We start from the raw sequence: 16,700 nt of genomic DNA on the forward strand, positions 1-16,700 counted from the left end.
CTACGACGCGGCGTAAGCGAGGGAGGAATCGGGATCGGCATGACGCAACCCGTGGCGCGGAGTTCCACAATCAAGAACGTCCTCCTGGCCGGCATCCTGCTGATGCTGGCCGGCGACTTCCTGTTTGCGCTCAACGATGCGATGGGCAAGTGGCTTGTCGCCAGTTTCTCCGTCGGCCAGGTGGTGCTGATCCGCTCGATTGGCGCCTTTATCGTGCTCGGCCCGATGATCGCCAACCAGGGCGCCGGCAAACTGTTCCAGATGGAGCGGCCCGGGCTGCAGATCCTGCGCGTGGTGGCGACGACGCTGGACACCGCCTTGTTCTACGCCGCAGTCGTCTATCTGCCGCTTGCCGATGTGATGAGCTTCTACATGGCCGGGCCGATCTATGTGGCGGCGCTATCGCATTTCCTGCTTGGCGAAAAGGTCGGCTGGCGCCGTTGGGTGGCGATCCTGCTCGGCTTCTGCGGTGTGGTGATCATGCTGAAACCGTCCTCTGCGGCGTTTTCGCTGTCATCCAGTTTCGCGCTTGTCGGCAGCCTTGCCTTCGCCTTCGCCATCATCCTCAACCGGCGCCTGCGCGGCACCAGCGATACCAATCTGGTGACATGGCAGACGATCGGCACGCTGGCGGTTGGCGGCGCCCTCACCATCGGCGCCTGGAAGACGCCGTCTGCGCTTGATTTCGGCGCCATGCTGCTGCTCGGCATCGTTTCCTGCGGGGCGCATCTGATGATCACCAGGGCGCTGAAACTGGCGCCGGCCTCGACGCTGGCGCCGCTGCACTACACGCTGCTCTTGTGGGCGGTGGTGTTCGGGCTGGTGTTCTTCGGCGACGTTCCCGGCCCGCGCATCCTGATCGGCTCGGGCATCATCGTCCTGGCCGGCATGTTCATCTTCCACCGCCAGAAGGTGGTAGACACCACGGTGCCGCCGGAGAACGTGCCGAAAGGCGTGAACTAGGGGCAGATTTCTGGTGCCTAGCCCTTGCGCACCGCCGCCAAGTGCCGCGAAAACTCCTCTGTTTCCATCAGCGCCTTGCAGCGGGCGAAGCGGCCGTCGGCATAGGCGCGGAAATCGTCGACGGGATTTTCGTTGGCAAGCTGGATCAGCCCCCACAGCGTCCACAACAGGTCGCACATCGCCTTGTAGATGACGATGCGGCCGCGCTCCGCGGGCTTCGCCTCGCCGCCGAAATAGGCGCGCATCAGCTCTTCGTCCTGGTTCGCAGCGAACTTGCCTTCCACGCTGAGGTCGCCGAGATCCCAGAGTGGGTCGTTCATCCCCGAATATTCCCAGTCGACGATCCACATCCGCTCGCCCGTGTCGAGGAAATTCTCGCACAGCGGGTCGCAATGGCAGGCGACGAGAGGCAAGGGGCGGACGGCCAAGGCCGACCGCACGCTTTCTGCCTCGCGCACCACGTCATGATAGCCGGCGGGCAGGGCGACATCCCTGGTCGACAGTACTTTGAGATAGTCGTCGATCATCGAAAACAGCTCGAAGCGGAAGGGGAACACCGCGCCGGACGCGTGCAGCTTGCGGAAGGCCTCGGCCGCTCGGGCCGGGCTGCCCTGCCGCTCCCTGAATTTCTCCGGCGACATCGTCTCCGCGCCGGCGATGTAGCGCGTCACCATCAGGCCGCTGGCAGCGTCGGCATGCAGCACTTCGGGACAGACCCCGGCTTTTGCCGCCTCACGCGCGGCAATCGCCTCGTTGGCGCGGTTGATGTATTCCTCGGTGCCTTTGCCTGGAATGCGCAGGCAGTAATCGCCGGCCTTGAAGACGAGGTTGGTCAAGCCGCCGAGCCGTTCCAGCGGCCCGGTATAGCCCGCCAGCGCCGGAATGGTGGCAAGTTTTGCCCGCGCCTCGTCTGTTCCCATGCCTGCGTCCCCGCGCGTTATTTATCGGCGGCACGGTTCCACAATTTTCCCCGTTTGGCTATCATCCGGCAAGACAAGGAAGTTGGTGAGGCACGTGGCGGACAGCAAACATCAAGGCGCGCTCGGCGAGGTCTACGCGGCCAAGCGCCCGAAAGAGGTGGCCGCACTGTACGACCGCTGGTCGCAAACCTACGACGCCGACATGTCGGCGGCCGGCTACCGCCACCCGACCATCTGCCTTGCTTTGCTCGCTCGCCATCTGGCGCGCGGGTCAGCCCCGCTGCTCGACGCCGGGGCTGGTACCGGGCTGATAGGCGAGTGGCTCGATATTGCCGGCTATCCCCAGGTCGAGGCGCTGGATATCTCGCAAGGCATGCTGGATCAGGCCGCACGCAAGGGCGTCTATTCGGCGCTGCATTGCCTGGCGCTCGGCGGCGCCTTGCCTTTTGCCGACAACACCTATGCCGGCATCATCTCGGCCGGCGTCTTTACGTCGGGCCATGTCGGCGCCGAGGGACTGGACGAACTGATCCGCATCTGTCGGCCAAGTGGGGTGATCGTGCTGACGGTCAAGAACACGTTGTGGGATCACGGTTTTGCCGGGCGCATCGCCGAACTCGAGGCGCAAGGTTCGGTCACGCGGGTCGAGGAAACACGACCATATGTCTCAATGCCAGGCGAGGCCGATACCGTCCCCAGCCGTGGCCTCGCTTTGCGCGTGAGTTAAGCCTTCACGCGCTCCATTGCCGGGTCGTATAGCGGCTCAAGATGAATTTTGGTCGGCGTCCGCTCCATCGCCACCACCAGTTCATAGGTGCCCGAGGCGAGAAAATCGTCGCTTACTCCGTCGGCGTTGCGCACATAGCCGTAGCCGATGTTCTTTCCCACCGTGTAGCCATAGCCGCCGCTGGTGAGATAGCCGACCGGCTGGCCATCGCGCAGGATGGTCTCGCGTCCGACGAGCACGATCTCCGGATCGTCGACCGTGAAGCCGGCAAAGCGCTTCTTCAGCGACGCGCCGCCAACCTTCTCGAGTGCGCGCCGTCCGACGAAGTCGGTGTTCTTGCGCAACTTGACCGCCCAGCCCAGCCCGGCTTCCAGCGGTGTGTCGTTGGGCGTGATGTCGGAGCCCCAGGCGCGATAGCCCTTTTCCAGCCGCAGCGATTCCAGCGCGCGGTAGCCGACCGGGCGGATATCGTGTTCCCGGCCGGCCGCCATCAGCGCGTCGAAGACTTCGCCGGTGGCCGCGATCGGCACATGCAGTTCCCAGCCCAATTCGCCCACGTATGTCACACGAAGCGCCCGGACGGTGTGACCAGCTATTGTGATCTCGCGCACATGGCCGAACGGGAAGCCGGCATTCGAAACATCCGCATCGGTGACCGCCAAAAGCACATCGCGAGCACGTGGTCCCATCAGCGACAGCGTGCCGAAATCCTCGGTGACATCGGCGAGCTGGGCATCGAGGCCGTGGCCAATATGGTCGCTGATCCAAGAGGCATCATGGGTGCGGAACCCGGTGCCGGTGACGATATAGAATTTCTCCTCGGCCAGCCGCGACACGGTCAGGTCGGCCTCGACGCCGCCGCGCGAGTTGAGGAGTTGCGTGTAGGTCAGCCGGCCGACCGGCTTGCCGACATCGTTGGCGCAAATCCAGTCCAGTGCCCTCGCCGCATCGGGCCCGCTCAGCTCGTACTTGGCGAAGGACGACTGGTCGAAGATGCCGACATGCCCGCGCACGTGCCGATGTTCGTCGCCGACGGCGGCGAACCAGTTCTGCCGGCCCATCGAATAGATGTCCTTCGCCTCGACGCCCTCCGGCGCGAACCAGTTCGGCCGTTCCCAGCCGAGCTTGGAGCCGAACACGGCGCGATGGTCTTTCAGTCTGTCGTAGAGCGGGGAGACGATGCGCGGCCGGCCGCTGGTGTATTCTTCGTGCGGGAAGCCGATCGCGTAATGCTTGCCATAGGCTTCCAGCGTACGTTCGTTCACCCATTGCCGGTCGCGGTGCAGGTTGGAAAAACGCCTGATGTCGACCACCCAAAGGTCGAGGGGCGCCTCGCCGTCGACCACCCATTGCGCCAGGACCCAGCCGGCGCCGCCGCCCGAGGCGATGCCGAAGGCGTTGAAGCCGGCGCCGACGAACATGTTGGCGCATTCGGGCGCCACACCGAGGATGAAATTGCCGTCCGGCGTAAAGCTTTCCGATCCGTTGACCATCTGCTTGACGCCGACCGTCTCCAGCGCCGGCACCCGCGCGATCGCCTGTGCCATGTGCTGCTCGAAATGATCGTAGTCATCGTCGAACAGCCGGAACTCCCAATCAATGGGCACGTCGCCCCCGGGAAGATTGGTCGTCCAAGCCTGCGGGTTAGGCTCATAGCCGCCCATCACCAGTCCGCCGACCTCCTCCTTGAAGTAGGTGCGCCGATCGGGGTCGCGCAGCGTCGGCGCGTCGGTCGCCAGCCCGGCGATTTTCTCGGTGATGACATACTGGTGCTTGACCGGCTGCAGCGGCACGTTGATGCCGGCTATCGCGCCGACTTGCCGCGCCCATTGCCCGGCGCAGTTCACCACCTTGTCACAGGCAATGTCGCCTTGATTGGTCTTCACCGCCGTGATGCGGTCGCCCTTCATCTCGAAACCCGTGACGCGCACGTCCTCGTAGAGCTTGGCGCCGTGCATGCGCGCGCCCTTTGCCAGCGACTGCGTGATGTCGGAAGGGCTCGCCTGGCCGTCGGTCGGCAGCCAGGAAGCGCCGACAAGATCGCCGGTCTCCATCAAGGGCCACATCGCCTTGACCTCCGCCGGCGACAGCAACTGCATGTCCATGCCGAAGCTTTTCGCCGTCGTCGCCAGCCGTTTGTATTCGGTCCAGCGGTCGGCATTGGTGGCGAGCCTGAGGCACCCCGTCATCTTCCAGCCGGTGGCAAGACCGGTCTCGGCTTCCAGCCCCTTGTAGAGGTCTACGGAGTATTTCAGTACCCGCGTGATCGAGGCCGACGAGCGCAACTGGCCGACCAGGCCGGCGGCATGCCAGGTCGAGCCCGAGGTCAGCTTGCCCTGTTCGAGCAGTACCACGTCGGCCTTGTGGTCACGCGCCAGATGATAGGCCGTCGAACAGCCGATGATGCCGCCGCCGATGACGACGATCGAGGCCTGGCTAGGCAAGGTCATCATTTCAGGATCCCGTATTTTGTCCGGTAGTTTTCGAGCGCCGCGTCGAGCCGCGCCAGGTTTTCCTCGGTGTAGGCGACGTAATCGATCCCGGGGGCGTCGAGATAGAGCTCCGACACCATGCTCCACATCGCCTCGCGCAGCAGCGAGGCACATTGCATGGCGGCGTGCGAGCGGCGGATCGCCTCGTCCGGTTCCTTCATGAAATAGGCGGTCAGGAAGGCGAAGGATTCCTCGTCGCTCATGCCTGCGTTCGATGCGACGCCGGCAAGGTCGAACATCGCCGTATTGAAGCCGGCATATTCGAAATCGATCAGCCAAAGCCTGCCGCCGTCGTCCAGAATGTTGGCCGGCAAAAGATCATTGTGGCCAAAGACGATCGGCAGCAATTTCTGGGCGCGCTCCAGTTCGTCGGCCAACGCCAGAAAGCGCGGCAGGTCACCGCGCTTGCGGCTGTTGCCCTCGTCAAGCGTGCGGGCATAGTCGCGGATGACGTGGAACACCCAGAACATGAAGCCGGCGCCGGAGATATGGTTGGGCATCTCTCGGTGAAAGCCGCGCATCAGAGTCGCGACACGGCGGAGATTGGCGCGCACGTCTTCGGCCAGATAGGTTCTGGCGCCAAGAAACGCCGTCACCATGATCCCCGGTTCGGCGTAACGGACCGCCGGTGCGAAGCCTGCCGCGTGAGCCGCCCGCGCGGTCATCACCTCGCGTTCGCGGAAGACATGGTGGAACGGATAATCCTGGCCGAAACGCACCACATGTTTGCCGGCCGCATCGGTGACCACATAATTGGCGTTGCTTAGGCCGCCGGGCAGCGGCGCGATCTCGATGGCGCCCGTCCAGCAGGGCAGGGCGCGGATGCGGTCTTCGGCAATCACGGGATCATCCCTGGTTGGCAGGCCTGGTTTGCTGGGCTTCGACAAGGCGCCATGGGCGGCGCAACGACGGCGGAGTGGAATGCAAACAATCTCGTCGGTGCGGGATGCCAGGATCGGTATCCCGCACCGCACCGACGAGCCCCTTGGCCAGGTTTTTGAGCCCGGCATCCGCCCCCGCGGATCTGAAAATTCCTTGCGCCAGACACGTTACGCGCCGCCTGGGGTCAGTGAATTGCGGCTCTGCCAATTACATCCCGCTGCAGTTCCGAACCCTGTTGAAGGTGAATTTCACGCCGAGGTTGCTCTTCTGTCAATAAAAAGATGTGACTTTTTTTGGGTGTTTTGCCCGAAAGCATGGGCCAGTCCTTTAAATGCGCTAGGAATGCCTTAGAAACGGTCATTTTTCGGGACGCCCATATGAACCACTCGAAACGGCATGGCGAGATCCTGCGGTTGTTGCAGGAGGAGGGGACCGTCACCATCGCCAGCCTGGCCGACAGGCTGGGCGTTTCGCTCGAGACCGTGCGCCGCGACGTCAAGCCGCTCACCGGCGACGGCTCGGTTCTGAAGATGCATGGCGCCATAGGCCTGCCGTCGATGGTCGGCGAAGCGCCGTTCGAACGGCGCATGCGCGAGCATGCCGACGCCAAGCGAAGCATTGCCCGCGCGGTCGCGGCCACCATCCGCGACGGCGAATCGATCATGCTCGACACCGGCACCACGACCTCGTTCCTGGCGCGCGAACTGCTCGGCCACCGGCGCCTGACGGTCGTCACCAACTCGTCCGACATCGCCCGCACCCTTGCCACCATCAACGGCAACAAGGTCTATATGGCTGGCGGCGAGCTGCGCAGCGATTTAGGCGCCGCGTTCGGGACATCGGCCATCGAGTTCGTCAGCCGCTTCACGGTCAGCCACGCCATCATCTCCACCGGCGCCGTGGATGCGGTGACGGGTGTCATGGACTTTGATCTGGACGAGGCGGAATTCGCCCGCATGGTGCTGTCGCGGGGCCAGCGCTCGCTGGTCGTCACTGACCACACGAAGTTCGGCCGCCAGGGCCTGGTCCAGGTCTGCGGCTTCGACGGCTTTTCCGAACTCGCCACCGACCGCGCGCCGCCGCAAGACATTGCCGCGGCACTGGCGCAAGCCGGGGCGCGCCTCAGCGTCGCCGGCGGAATTTAGGCGAAGACCAGCGACTGGTGGGCGCACACGCCCGCGAAGGTGCCGCTCGACACGCGGAAGGCGATGTTGTGCATCGCGCGTGCCGCGTCACCGGCCGAAGACGCGGGAACCGTCGTTTGCTGCCTGTCATCGACTGATATCATCGGGCCGAGCAGGCCGTCCTTGAGGCCGCGGCCGAGCTGCTCGGCCAGCGGGCTCGAATCGTGTTGAGTGGCGCGGTGAATATCGCCTTCACGCCAGCCTTCCGGCCATCGACGAGATGGACAAGTCGTTGCGAGGTTGGCGGCAATGCTAAACCGGTAAAGCGCGAAAACTCATCCTGAAGCAGGCGCCGCTGGGCTTGCCATCGAGGATATCGATGCGGCCGCCATGGAGATACATGATTTCCTGCACGAGATTGAGGCCGAGGCCGGCGCCATGATCCTGCGGGCGCAGCCGGTAGAAGGGCTCGAAGATGCGCTTCCGCTCACCCGGCGGGACGCCGTCGCCTTCGTCCCGGACCTCGATGATGGCGGGCGTTGTGACGCTGACGGTGATCTTGCCAGCGCGGCCGCCATGCTCGATGGCGTTCTGAACGATGTTGGTCACCGCGCGCTCGATGGCGGTGCGGTCTCCGTTGGCGAAAATCGTGTCCCGTTCCGGCTCGAACGACATTTCGTAACCGGCAGAAAACGCCATCGGCGCGAGGTCGACGATAACGCCGCGCGCGGTCGCCACGAGATCGACCGCTTCGAACGGCGACGTCTGCCGGTCGAGGCGCTGCAGGTCGAGCAACTGGTCGGTCAGCGTCGAAAGCCTGGCCGCGTCCTGCAGCAGCCGTGCCCGCTCCGGTGTCGCCGGCAGCGCGGCGAGGCGCGTGTTGAGGATGGCGACCGGTGTCCTGAGCTCATGGGCGGCGTCGGTAAGGAAGCGCTTGTGGCGCTCATAGCCCTTGTCGAGGCGCGCAAGGGCGGCATTCACGGCCTTGACCAGCGGCGTCACTTCCGTCGGTACGTCCTTGAGCGGCAACTGCACGCCCCGCTGGTCGATGTCGATGCGCTCAGCCTCGGTCGCCGCATGGCCAAGGCCCGACAAAGCGCCACGCACCACCCAAGGCGTCGCGAACAGCGTGGCCAGCGCCATCAGCCCGGCGAGGGGCAATATGCCTTGCAGGAAGAATTGCGGCGCCTGGCCGAGCAGACGCAGCAGCGAAAGCCCGCCCTTGGTGCCGCTGAAAATCTGGACATTGCCAGCCATCGTGTCGGTCCAGCGGATCTTTCCCTCCGGCGGCGCGGCTTGTCCAATTGCATGGTCGATCCGGGCGTCGCTGATCGTATCCAGCAATCCGGTGAAAGGCTGGAAGATGGGCGGCACGGTCCCCTCCTGCAGCCGTTGCCCCTGCTTGTCTCGAATGATGAACCAGAGGTCGGGAACACCCGACCGCAGCTTCGTCAGGTCCGAGGTCGTGCGCAGGACCAACTTGCCGCCGGCATCGCGTGTCACCGCATCCGCCAGCACGTCCATCGTGCCGTCCTCGTAGTCGTGCGGGATAAGACCGGTGGCCAGCATGGCGCCGAGAATGCCGACGATGATCAGCGTCAGCATGGTGCATTGCAGCAAGGCGATGCGCAGCACCAGGCTCCATTTCAGCGAATGCGGGCGCTTGAGGCTCATCGCTTGGCGCTCATGTCGTCTCGCGCAGGAGATAGCCGATGCCGCGAATGCCGTTGATCGTCACCCCAGCATCGGCGAGCTTGCGGCGCAGGCGCGAGACGTGCGTGTCGAGTGCGTTGGACTGGATCTCGTCGTCGAGGCCGAACACCGCCTCCATGAGCGCCTCGCGCTGCACCATGCGGCCGGTGCGGCGCATCAGAGCCTCCAGCACAAGGAGTTCGCGGCGCGGCAGGCTGAGCGGTTCGGCGCGGATAGAGGCTTCGCGATGTCCGACGTCGAGCACCAGATCGCCGGCGCGGATAAACTGCGACTGCAGCGGCGCCGGGCGCCTGAGCAGCGCGCGCAACCGGGCAAGCAGTTCCTCGAACGCGAATGGCTTTGCCAGATAGTCGTCCGCGCCCATGTCCAGCCCATCGACCTTGTCCGACGTGTCGCCTCTCGCCGTCAGCACCAGCACGGGCGTGGTGTTCCTGGCCGAACGCAGTCTCGGCACCAGCGACAGCCCGTCGCCATCCGGCAACTGGCGGTCGAGCAGGATGGCGTCATAGCTATCGACGGCAACGAACCCCTCCGCCTCCAGCAATGTGCCGGCGTGATCGACCACCATATCGTGGCGCTTCAGCGCGGCACGCAGGGCCGAGACCATCTCGGGTTCGTCTTCGACCAGCAAGATACGCATCGACAATCCCTCGAAACACTGCGTCGGGCGCTACCGCGCCAACATTGCGTAAACCTGGCAAAGCCGAAGGACCGCGGTCGACAGGCACTTTCTTAGCCTCAGCGAGATTGCGCAATGTCTATGCAACCCAGTCGCGGCAAACAACGCCGGGTCGGCACGAATCGCTCGCGCCGGCGTGAAGGCGTCAGGCCCGAATATGCAACAGGTCGGGCCTGACGTTCGAAACCAATGGCGCTGAAACGAATCACGTGGCCACACCAACCGGTTGGCGTGATGTTGTCCGGGATTGAGGTTACCATGCCCGCAAATGATGCTCTGTCTTTTCTCATGGCGTGGACCGTCGCGCCGTTCAGGGTCGGCTCCGTCACGCCGTCCAGCTCCAGCCTGGCGGCATTGATGACCCGCGACATTGGACCCGAGACTGGGCCCGTGCTGGAACTCGGCCCAGGAACCGGGCCGTTCACGAGGGCGCTGCTGTCGCGCGGGGTGAAGGAGGAAGATTTGACACTGATCGAATCCGATTCGGATTTTGCCGCACTGCTCACGCGTCGTTTTCCAGCTGCCCGGATTTTTGAAATGGACGCCGTCGGTCTGCGCCATCTTTCGCTCTTCCACCGGCCTGCGATTGGCGCAGCCGTCAGCGGCTTGCCATTTCGCCTGATTTCGCCGCGCAGGACGTTTGCCATTCTCGAAGCTGTTTTCGCGAACCTTCGCCCGGGCGCAGCGCTTTACCAGTTCACGCTCGGACTACGGTGCCCATTCGACCAGTCGCTGCTCGACAGGCTCGATCTCGGGGTTACGCGGGTTGGCCATACCTTTCGCAACTTCCCGCCGGCGACGGTCTATCGCATCGCCAGGCTCAAGACGTCAGGAACCTACGACTGGCGCATCGCATGACGGGACCATTGGCAACCATTCTCGGCTTCGGCCTGTTCGGCGTCTTCTGCCTCGCCTTTACCGAGAAGATCCTGCCGATCCCGCCCTCGCATGTGCTGCTGCTGTTCCTCGGCATGACGGCGGCGCCTGACGATGCGACGCTGGCAATCCTGCTTGGCGTGACCACGCTGGCCTCAATGACAGGCTGTCTCGTCTGGTACACTGTAGGCCGCCGGATCGGAATCGATCGCGCCGACAGGCTGGTCGAGCGGTTCGGCGGATATGTCTTCTTGCGCCCCAAGACCTACCGCCAGCTTGGTCAGGCCTATCGCCGCAACCATGTCCGGGTTTCCCTGCTGGCGCAGTTCATTCCGACGGTGCGCAACTATTTGCCGATCGCGGCCGGCGCGCTCAGCCTGCCAGCCTTACCCTTTGTGGTCGCGACGCTAACCGGAGCCACGCTCTGGAATGCCGGCTTTCTGCTTACAGGCTATGCGCTGCATGGCAGTGGCCAAAGCCCGCTCGCAGTCGGCTTTCGTATCATCGCTATTGTCCTGGCGCTGGAAACGGCATTCATGCTTGTCTTGCGCTATGGCCCGGCATGCTGGCGGCGCATCCGGCCGATGCTGGGCTGAGCCACGGTCAGGCATCCAGCCATGGGATAAGCTTCGCCATCGGCTTTTCTTCGCGGTTGCGGCGGTGTTTAGTCCAGCAATGGCCTTCACCATCCGGCAGTTGCAGTTCTTCATCGCCGTCGCCGAGCAAGGCACGGTATCGCGCGCGGCGCAAAACCTCTCCATCTCGCAATCGTCGGTCACCGAGGCGATCAAGGAACTTGAAAGCGATCTTGGCGTCGAACTGTTCGAGCGCCATCCGCGCGGCCTCAACATTACCCACAAGGGCCACCAGTTCCTGCGCCACGCAACAAAGATTCTCGCCGACGTGTCCGACGCCCGCCGCTCTTTTTCCGGCGAACAGGCTGTGGCCGGCGGGCGGCTGCAACTCGGCGTCACCTCGCTGGTCGCCGGCTATGTGCTGTCGGACCTGCTCTCACGCTACCGCCGCGCCTATCCAGGTGTCGAGGTCTCGGCCATCGAGGACAATGGCGACTACCTCGAACATCTCCTGATCGGCGGCAAGCTGGACATTGCCGTCATGGTAACCTCCAATTTGCGCGACCGCACTGCACTGCAATCGGAAATCCTCGAAGTCTCGGCTTACCGGCTGTGGCTGCCGCTCGGCCATCCCCTGGCTGGCGCCGACATTATCGGCATCGGCGATATCGCCTCCGAACCGCTGATCATGCTGACCGTTGACGAGATCGAGGAAAACACCGGCAAACTGCTGACAGCGATCGGCGCCAGGCCGCATGTCGCCTTCCGCACCCGTTCCGTGGAAGCCGTGCGCAGCCTCGTCGCCACCGGTGCCGGCGTTGCACTGCTGCCTGACCTCGTCTACCGACCCTGGTCTCTGGAGGGAGACCGCATCGAATCGCGCGACATTTCCGGTTCGTTGCCGGTGGTGCAGGTTGGCATGGTCTGGCGGCGGGGATCTGGCCTGGCCGCCGCGGCGCGGGACTTTGTGGGCCTTGCCCAGTCGCAGCGGACGGTGCGCCGCTAGAAGTGGTCTGCTCCCGGCGACGCCGCCAGTCTTGCGCTTGCGCTTTGTGGCGGGAACCGGCTCCACTTTGAAAGGCCCTAACGGAGCAACCTCGAAGCGGCCGGCGCCGGCAAGCCTGACGGCGCCAAGGTGAAGCGGATACTTGAAGCGAGCGGCTGGTCGTCAATCGAAGTCAGACAGGCGAACTTACCATGTAAGATCGCCGAAGGGGATCTGATGTCATATGCCACCCGGCTAGGGCCGGTCGCCGCCGCGCTGCGCGAGGCCGACCAGGCGACGGGCGAAAAAATCGTTACGGTGTTGCCCGCGGCCTTGGCCCCTTTCTAAACGACGGTCAGGCCACCTGCTGGCTGGTGACGGCGCTGGCCTGAGGGAGTATATCGGAAAAACCGATATCGGCCTTCTGACAAATGAATTTGCGAAACCGGAATTTTCAAAGCACCTTCCGTTGGAGGGACCAAAGCTGCCATCAGAGTGGCGTCAAGTCCAACGGAGGAGCTGACAAGTTTTTCAGTCCGCGCGTGGTCTGGCGACAACCGGAGCGGTTTCAGGATCACGCGCCAAAATGGGAGATCGATATGCATTCATTCCTGAAGTCGTGCACTGCCTTGACGGTCGCGCTGACCTTCTCCGGTCAGGCGATCGCCCAGGTCAAGGAACTCGGCAAGGGCGAAGGTCAGGTCAACATCGTCGCCTGGCCGGGCTACATCGAGCGCGGCGAGACCGACAAGGGCTACGACTGGGTGAGCGCCTTCGAGAAGGAGAGCGGTTGCAAGGTCAACATCAAGACCGCCAACACCTCGGATGAAATGGTCTCGCTGATGAACGAGGGCGGCTTCGACCTCGTCACGGCTTCGGGCGATGCCTCGCTGCGGCTCGTTGCCGGCAAGCGCGTGCAGCCGATCAACACCGATCTCATCCCGAGTTGGAAGACGGTCGACGACCGGCTGAAGGACGCGCCCTGGTTCACCGTCGACAAGGTGCATTACGGCGTTCCCTATCAGTGGGGTCCCAACATCCTGATGTACAACACCGAGGTCTTCAAGGAAGCACCGAAGAGCTGGAACGTCGTCTTCGAGGAGATGAAGCTGCCGGATGGCAAGTCCAACAAAGGCCGCGTCCAGGCTTATGACGGACCGATCCATATCGCGGACGCCGCCAATTATTTGATGTTCCACAAGCCGGAACTCGGCATTAAGGACCCCTACGAATTGAACGAGGACCAGTACAAGGCGGCGCTCGAATTGCTGCGCGTCCAGCGCACGCTGGTTGGCCGCTACTGGCACGACGCGGCCATTCAGGTCGACGATTTCCAGAACGAAGGCGTCGTCGCATCCGGCTCGTGGCCATACCAGGTCAACACGCTGGTCGCCGCCAAGAAGCCGGTTGCCTCGACCGTGCCGGAAGAAGGCGTCACCGGCTGGGCCGACACCACCATGATGGAAGCCGACGCCGCTCACCCGAACTGCGCCTATATGTGGCTCGAGCATTCGCTGGCGCCGAAGGTGCAGGGCGACGTCTCCGCCTGGTTCGGCTCGCTGCCGGTCGTGCCGGCCGCCTGCAAGGGCAACGAGCTGCTCGGCGAGGAAGGCTGCAAGACCAACGGCTACGACAATTTCGACAAGATCAAGTTCTGGAAGACGCCGGTTTCCAAATGCGCCACCCAGAACGACCAGTGCGTGCCTTACTACCGCTGGGTGTCGGACTATATCGGCGTCATCGGCGGGCGGTAATTGCGTTTTACCGAGAACTTGGCGCTGCCCCTCATTGTCCTTCCGGACATTTCTCCCGTTGCAGAATAAGCGCCAACATAGCGACCAGCTTCCTTCTCCCCGTCACTATACGGGGAGAAGGTGCCGGCAGGCGGATGAGGGGCAGCACAGACGCCTCAATTGAAGAGCCTGGCACATTGCAGGACACCCCATGACATCAGCCGTTTCCTTTCAAAAAGCCTCGCGTCATTTCGGCAGCGTTCGCGCTGTCGACGCTGTCGATCTCGACATCGCGCCAGGCGAATTCTTCGCCATGCTCGGGCCGTCCGGTTCGGGCAAGACCACGTGCCTGCGTCTCATCGCCGGCTTCGAGCAGCCGACGGCGGGTTCGATCTCGATCTTCGGCGAGCGGGCCGAGGGCGTGCCGCCTTACCGCCGCAACGTCAACACCGTGTTCCAGGACTACGCGCTGTTCCCGCATCTCAATGTGCTCGACAACGTCGCTTACGGGCTGATGGTCAAGCGCATCGGCAAGGCCGAGCGGCACAAGGCGGCGGAAGAAGCGCTGTCGCTGGTGCGATTGCCCGGCTATGGCGCGCGCCGGCCCGGCCAGCTTTCCGGGGGCCAGCGCCAGCGTGTCGCGCTCGCCCGTGCCCTGGTCAACCAGCCCAAGGTGCTGCTGCTCGACGAGCCGCTCGGCGCGCTCGACCTCAAGCTGCGCGAAAACATGCAGGAAGAGCTGAAGTCACTGCAGAAGGCGCTCGGCATCACCTTCGTCTTCGTCACTCACGACCAGGGCGAGGCGCTGTCCATGGCCGATCGCGTCGCCGTCTTCAACGATGGCAGGGTCATGCAGATCGGCACGCCCGAGGATATTTATCAGCGGCCGAGCACGCGTTTCGTCGCCGATTTCGTCGGTTCCTCCAACGTGCTGCCGCCGGATTTCGTCCAGCGTTATGGCGGCCAGCGCCGCTGGGGGAGCCTGCGCCCTGAATCCATTCGTGTCGGCCGCGCGGCGAGCAGCGAAGGCGTCGCCGCACGCCTCGTCTCGACCAACTATCTGGGCGCCACGACAAGGCTGGCGCTGGATGCCGACGGGTTGAAACTGCACGCCGTGGTGCCGGCCGGCACTGCTTTGCCTGGGGAGGGCGAGGCGGTGGTGCTCACCTTCAACCGCGAGCATCTGCACCTGATGGACGAGCCGGTATGATGATGGTTTGCGCGACAGATCTCGGCCCTTCGAAAAAGCCATGACGATCACCGCCCTCAACGTCAAACCCGGCCCCGCCATTCTATCCGGCAGCGGCGGCATGCGCGGTGCGCTTTCCGACCTCTTCTGGCGCCGGCCAAAAGTCCTGCTCCTGCTGATGCTGCTGCCGCCGGTGCTGTGGCTCGGCATCGTCTATATCGGCTCGTTGTTCGCGCTTTTGGCGCAGAGTTTTTTCTCCATCGACGAGTTCTCCGGCCTCATCAACCGCCAGTTCACGCTGAAGACCTATGGCGACCTGTTGCAGGCCGCCAACCTCGATATCATTCTGCGCACGGTGACAATGGCGGCCTTGGTCACGCTGGCTTCGGCCATCGTCGCCTTTCCGATTGCCTACTACGCGGCGCGTTATGCGCGCGGCCGCTGGAAGGCGCTGTTCTATCTCGGCGTCATGCTGCCGCTGTGGTCGAGCTACCTGGTCAAGATCTATGCCTGGAAGCTGATCCTGGCCAAGGAAGGCATTTTAACCTGGCTGCTCGCCAAGCTGCATTTGTTGTGGCTGCTCGAGGCCTGGCTGTCGCTGCCGGTCGTCGGCGGCAATTCGCTGTCGGTGTCGTTCACCGGCACCTTCATCGTCTTCGTCTATGTCTGGCTGCCGTTCATGATCCTTCCCGTTCAGGCAGCCCTCGAGCGGGTGCCTGGCAATTTGGTCGAGGCCTCGTCCGATCTTGGTGCTTCGCCGAGGCAGACATTCCGCAACGTCTTATTCCCGCTGGCGCTGCCCGGCATCGTCGCCGGTTCGATCTTCACCTTTTCGCTGACATTGGGCGACTACATCATCCCGCAGATCATCGGCACCTCGCGCCTCTTCATCGGCCAGGCCGTCTATTCGCAGCAAGGCACCGCCGGCAACATACCGCTCGCCGCCGCCTTCACCGTGGTCCCCATCGTCATCATGGGCTTCTATCTCTGGGGCGCCAAGCGCATGGGGGCCTTCGATGCGCTCTGACCGTGGTCAATCCGCTCCCCTCGGCCTGAAGATCGCCGCCGCCAGCGGCCTGCTTTTCCTGCATCTGCCGATCCTGCTGATCTTCGTCTACGCCTTCACCACGGAGGAGAAGAGTTTCGTCTGGCCACCGCCGGGGCTGACCACGCAATGGTTCGCCGTCACCTGGAACCGGCCCGATGTCTGGGAAGCGTTGTCGCTGTCGGTGCGCGTCGCCGCCATGTCGACCGCGATCGCGCTGCTGCTCGGCACGCTCTGTGCCGGCGCGGTGTCACAGACGAAATTCTTCGGCCGCGAGACCATCTCGCTGTTGGTCATCCTGCCCATCGCGCTGCCCGGCATCATCACCGGCATCGCGCTGCGCTCGGCCTTTTCACTGGCCGAGATCCCGTTCTCGTTCTGGACGATCGTGCTCGGCCACGCCACTTTCTGCGTGGTCGTCGTCTACAACAACGCGGTCGCTCGTTTCCGCCGCACCTCCGGTTCGATGATCGAGGCCTCGATGGATCTCGGCGCCGATGGCTTCCAGACCTTCCGCCATGTCGTGCTGCCCAACATCGCCACCGCACTGCTCGCCGGCGGCATGCTGGCCTTCGCCCTCTCGTTCGATGAGGTCATCGTCACCACCTTCACCGCCGGCCAGCAGCAGACCGTGCCGATCTGGATGCTGGAGGAACTGATCCGCCCGCGCCAGCGCCCGGTCACCAATGTCGTGGCCATGGTCGTCGTCCTGGTGACGCTGCTGCCGATCCTGTTTGCCTATTACCTGACCCGCGACGGCGACCAGATCGCCGGTTCGGGCAAATGAAAGTAGTGAG

Annotated in this window: 16 protein-coding genes; 10 read left to right on the plus strand and 6 right to left on the minus strand. The window is 63.7% G+C overall.

Annotated features, from left to right (window positions below; genetic code table 11):
- Positions 1-39 precede the first annotated feature (39 nt).
- Positions 40-963, plus strand: coding sequence for a DMT family transporter (locus AC3CB8_RS07125; RefSeq protein ID WP_352563282.1), 924 nt, complete (start codon positions 40-42; stop codon positions 961-963).
- 17 nt (positions 964-980) lie between these two features.
- Here AC3CB8_RS07125 and AC3CB8_RS07130 read toward each other — a convergent pair whose 3' ends face one another.
- A complete protein-coding gene (locus AC3CB8_RS07130; protein WP_352563281.1) occupies positions 981-1,883 on the minus strand; it encodes a phosphotransferase in 903 nt (300 codons plus the stop codon).
- A gap of 94 nt (positions 1,884-1,977) precedes the next feature.
- On the opposite strand from AC3CB8_RS07130, the gene AC3CB8_RS07135 reads away from it, so the two are divergent.
- The gene (locus AC3CB8_RS07135) at positions 1,978-2,610 is read left to right on the plus strand and encodes a class I SAM-dependent DNA methyltransferase (protein ID WP_352563280.1); all 633 of its coding nucleotides are present in this window, start codon (positions 1,978-1,980) and stop codon (positions 2,608-2,610) included.
- Here AC3CB8_RS07135 and AC3CB8_RS07140 read toward each other — a convergent pair.
- Positions 2,607-5,060 (minus strand): GcvT family protein, encoded by a 2,454-nt coding sequence (locus tag AC3CB8_RS07140; RefSeq protein ID WP_352563320.1) that lies wholly within the window; start codon positions 5,058-5,060, stop codon positions 2,607-2,609. The two genes, AC3CB8_RS07135 and AC3CB8_RS07140, sit on opposite strands and share 4 nt — an antisense overlap.
- Complete coding sequence (locus AC3CB8_RS07145; protein ID WP_023783345.1) at positions 5,060-5,944, minus strand: phosphotransferase family protein; 885 nt, start codon at positions 5,942-5,944, stop codon at positions 5,060-5,062. Before AC3CB8_RS07145 ends, AC3CB8_RS07140 begins: the two co-directional genes overlap by 1 nt.
- A gap of 417 nt (positions 5,945-6,361) precedes the next feature.
- On the opposite strand from AC3CB8_RS07145, the gene AC3CB8_RS07150 reads away from it, so the two are divergent.
- On the plus strand, positions 6,362-7,129 hold the full coding sequence (locus AC3CB8_RS07150) for a DeoR/GlpR family DNA-binding transcription regulator (protein WP_488377270.1): 768 nt from the start codon (positions 6,362-6,364) through the stop codon (positions 7,127-7,129).
- Here AC3CB8_RS07150 and AC3CB8_RS07155 read toward each other — a convergent pair.
- From AC3CB8_RS07155 to AC3CB8_RS07165, 3 genes are all read right to left on the minus strand, one after another.
- The gene (locus tag AC3CB8_RS07155; RefSeq protein WP_352563279.1) at positions 7,126-7,272 is read right to left on the minus strand and encodes a hypothetical protein; all 147 of its coding nucleotides are present in this window, start codon (positions 7,270-7,272) and stop codon (positions 7,126-7,128) included. The two genes, AC3CB8_RS07150 and AC3CB8_RS07155, sit on opposite strands and share 4 nt — an antisense overlap.
- Before the next feature lie 148 nt (positions 7,273-7,420).
- A complete protein-coding gene (locus tag AC3CB8_RS07160) occupies positions 7,421-8,782 on the minus strand; it encodes a sensor histidine kinase (RefSeq protein WP_352563278.1) in 1,362 nt (453 codons plus the stop codon).
- A gap of 10 nt (positions 8,783-8,792) precedes the next feature.
- Positions 8,793-9,461 carry a response regulator transcription factor gene (locus AC3CB8_RS07165; RefSeq protein ID WP_352550238.1) on the minus strand — a complete coding sequence of 223 codons (669 nt, stop codon included), beginning with the start codon at positions 9,459-9,461 and terminating at the stop codon, positions 8,793-8,795.
- Between the two features lie 228 nt (positions 9,462-9,689).
- On the opposite strand from AC3CB8_RS07165, the gene AC3CB8_RS07170 reads away from it, so the two are divergent.
- The 7 genes from AC3CB8_RS07170 (at position 9,690) to AC3CB8_RS07200 (ending at position 16,690) form a co-directional block, all read left to right on the plus strand.
- A complete protein-coding gene (locus AC3CB8_RS07170; RefSeq protein WP_352563277.1) occupies positions 9,690-10,358 on the plus strand; it encodes a class I SAM-dependent methyltransferase in 669 nt (222 codons plus the stop codon).
- Positions 10,355-10,972 (plus strand): DedA family protein, encoded by a 618-nt coding sequence (locus tag AC3CB8_RS07175; RefSeq protein ID WP_023772562.1) that lies wholly within the window; start codon positions 10,355-10,357, stop codon positions 10,970-10,972. Before AC3CB8_RS07170 ends, AC3CB8_RS07175 begins: the two co-directional genes overlap by 4 nt.
- Before the next feature lie 79 nt (positions 10,973-11,051).
- Positions 11,052-11,957: a LysR family transcriptional regulator gene (locus tag AC3CB8_RS07180; RefSeq protein WP_015314134.1), complete on the plus strand. Its 906-nt coding sequence runs from the start codon at positions 11,052-11,054 to the stop codon at positions 11,955-11,957.
- A gap of 578 nt (positions 11,958-12,535) precedes the next feature.
- Complete coding sequence (locus tag AC3CB8_RS07185; RefSeq protein WP_023772564.1) at positions 12,536-13,690, plus strand: ABC transporter substrate-binding protein; 1,155 nt, start codon at positions 12,536-12,538, stop codon at positions 13,688-13,690.
- A gap of 190 nt (positions 13,691-13,880) precedes the next feature.
- Positions 13,881-14,879, plus strand: a complete 999-nt coding sequence (locus AC3CB8_RS07190; RefSeq protein WP_023772565.1) for an ABC transporter ATP-binding protein — start codon at positions 13,881-13,883, stop codon at positions 14,877-14,879.
- Between the two features lie 40 nt (positions 14,880-14,919).
- A complete protein-coding gene (locus AC3CB8_RS07195; protein WP_023783355.1) occupies positions 14,920-15,885 on the plus strand; it encodes an ABC transporter permease in 966 nt (321 codons plus the stop codon).
- On the plus strand, positions 15,875-16,690 hold the full coding sequence (locus tag AC3CB8_RS07200; RefSeq protein WP_023783356.1) for an ABC transporter permease: 816 nt from the start codon (positions 15,875-15,877) through the stop codon (positions 16,688-16,690). The genes AC3CB8_RS07195 and AC3CB8_RS07200 overlap by 11 nt, the downstream gene beginning before the upstream one ends.
- Positions 16,691-16,700: the final 10 nt, after the last annotated feature.

It is taken from the genome of Mesorhizobium sp. P160927, from assembly GCF_057766385.1.

Excerpts from the sequence above, each read along its gene's own strand:
- AC3CB8_RS07175 (WP_023772562.1), top strand. The coding sequence starts at position 10,355 with ATGACGGGACCATTGGCAACCATTCTCGGCTTCGGCCTGTTCGGCGTC.
- AC3CB8_RS07130 (WP_352563281.1), bottom strand. The coding sequence starts at position 1,883 with ATGGGAACAGACGAGGCGCGGGCAAAACTTGCCACCATTCCGGCGCTG.
- AC3CB8_RS07190 (WP_023772565.1), top strand. The coding sequence starts at position 13,881 with ATGACATCAGCCGTTTCCTTTCAAAAAGCCTCGCGTCATTTCGGCAGC.
- AC3CB8_RS07150 (WP_488377270.1), top strand. The coding sequence starts at position 6,362 with ATGAACCACTCGAAACGGCATGGCGAGATCCTGCGGTTGTTGCAGGAG.
- AC3CB8_RS07180 (WP_015314134.1), top strand. The coding sequence starts at position 11,052 with ATGGCCTTCACCATCCGGCAGTTGCAGTTCTTCATCGCCGTCGCCGAG.
- AC3CB8_RS07160 (WP_352563278.1), bottom strand. The coding sequence starts at position 8,782 with ATGAGCCTCAAGCGCCCGCATTCGCTGAAATGGAGCCTGGTGCTGCGC.
- AC3CB8_RS07200 (WP_023783356.1), top strand. The coding sequence starts at position 15,875 with ATGCGCTCTGACCGTGGTCAATCCGCTCCCCTCGGCCTGAAGATCGCC.
- AC3CB8_RS07185 (WP_023772564.1), top strand. The coding sequence starts at position 12,536 with ATGCATTCATTCCTGAAGTCGTGCACTGCCTTGACGGTCGCGCTGACC.
- AC3CB8_RS07140 (WP_352563320.1), bottom strand. The coding sequence starts at position 5,060 with ATGACCTTGCCTAGCCAGGCCTCGATCGTCGTCATCGGCGGCGGCATC.
- AC3CB8_RS07125 (WP_352563282.1), top strand. The coding sequence starts at position 40 with ATGACGCAACCCGTGGCGCGGAGTTCCACAATCAAGAACGTCCTCCTG.
- AC3CB8_RS07155 (WP_352563279.1), bottom strand. The coding sequence starts at position 7,272 with ATGATATCAGTCGATGACAGGCAGCAAACGACGGTTCCCGCGTCTTCG.
- AC3CB8_RS07170 (WP_352563277.1), top strand. The coding sequence starts at position 9,690 with ATGGCGCTGAAACGAATCACGTGGCCACACCAACCGGTTGGCGTGATG.
- AC3CB8_RS07165 (WP_352550238.1), bottom strand. The coding sequence starts at position 9,461 with ATGCGTATCTTGCTGGTCGAAGACGAACCCGAGATGGTCTCGGCCCTG.
- AC3CB8_RS07195 (WP_023783355.1), top strand. The coding sequence starts at position 14,920 with ATGACGATCACCGCCCTCAACGTCAAACCCGGCCCCGCCATTCTATCC.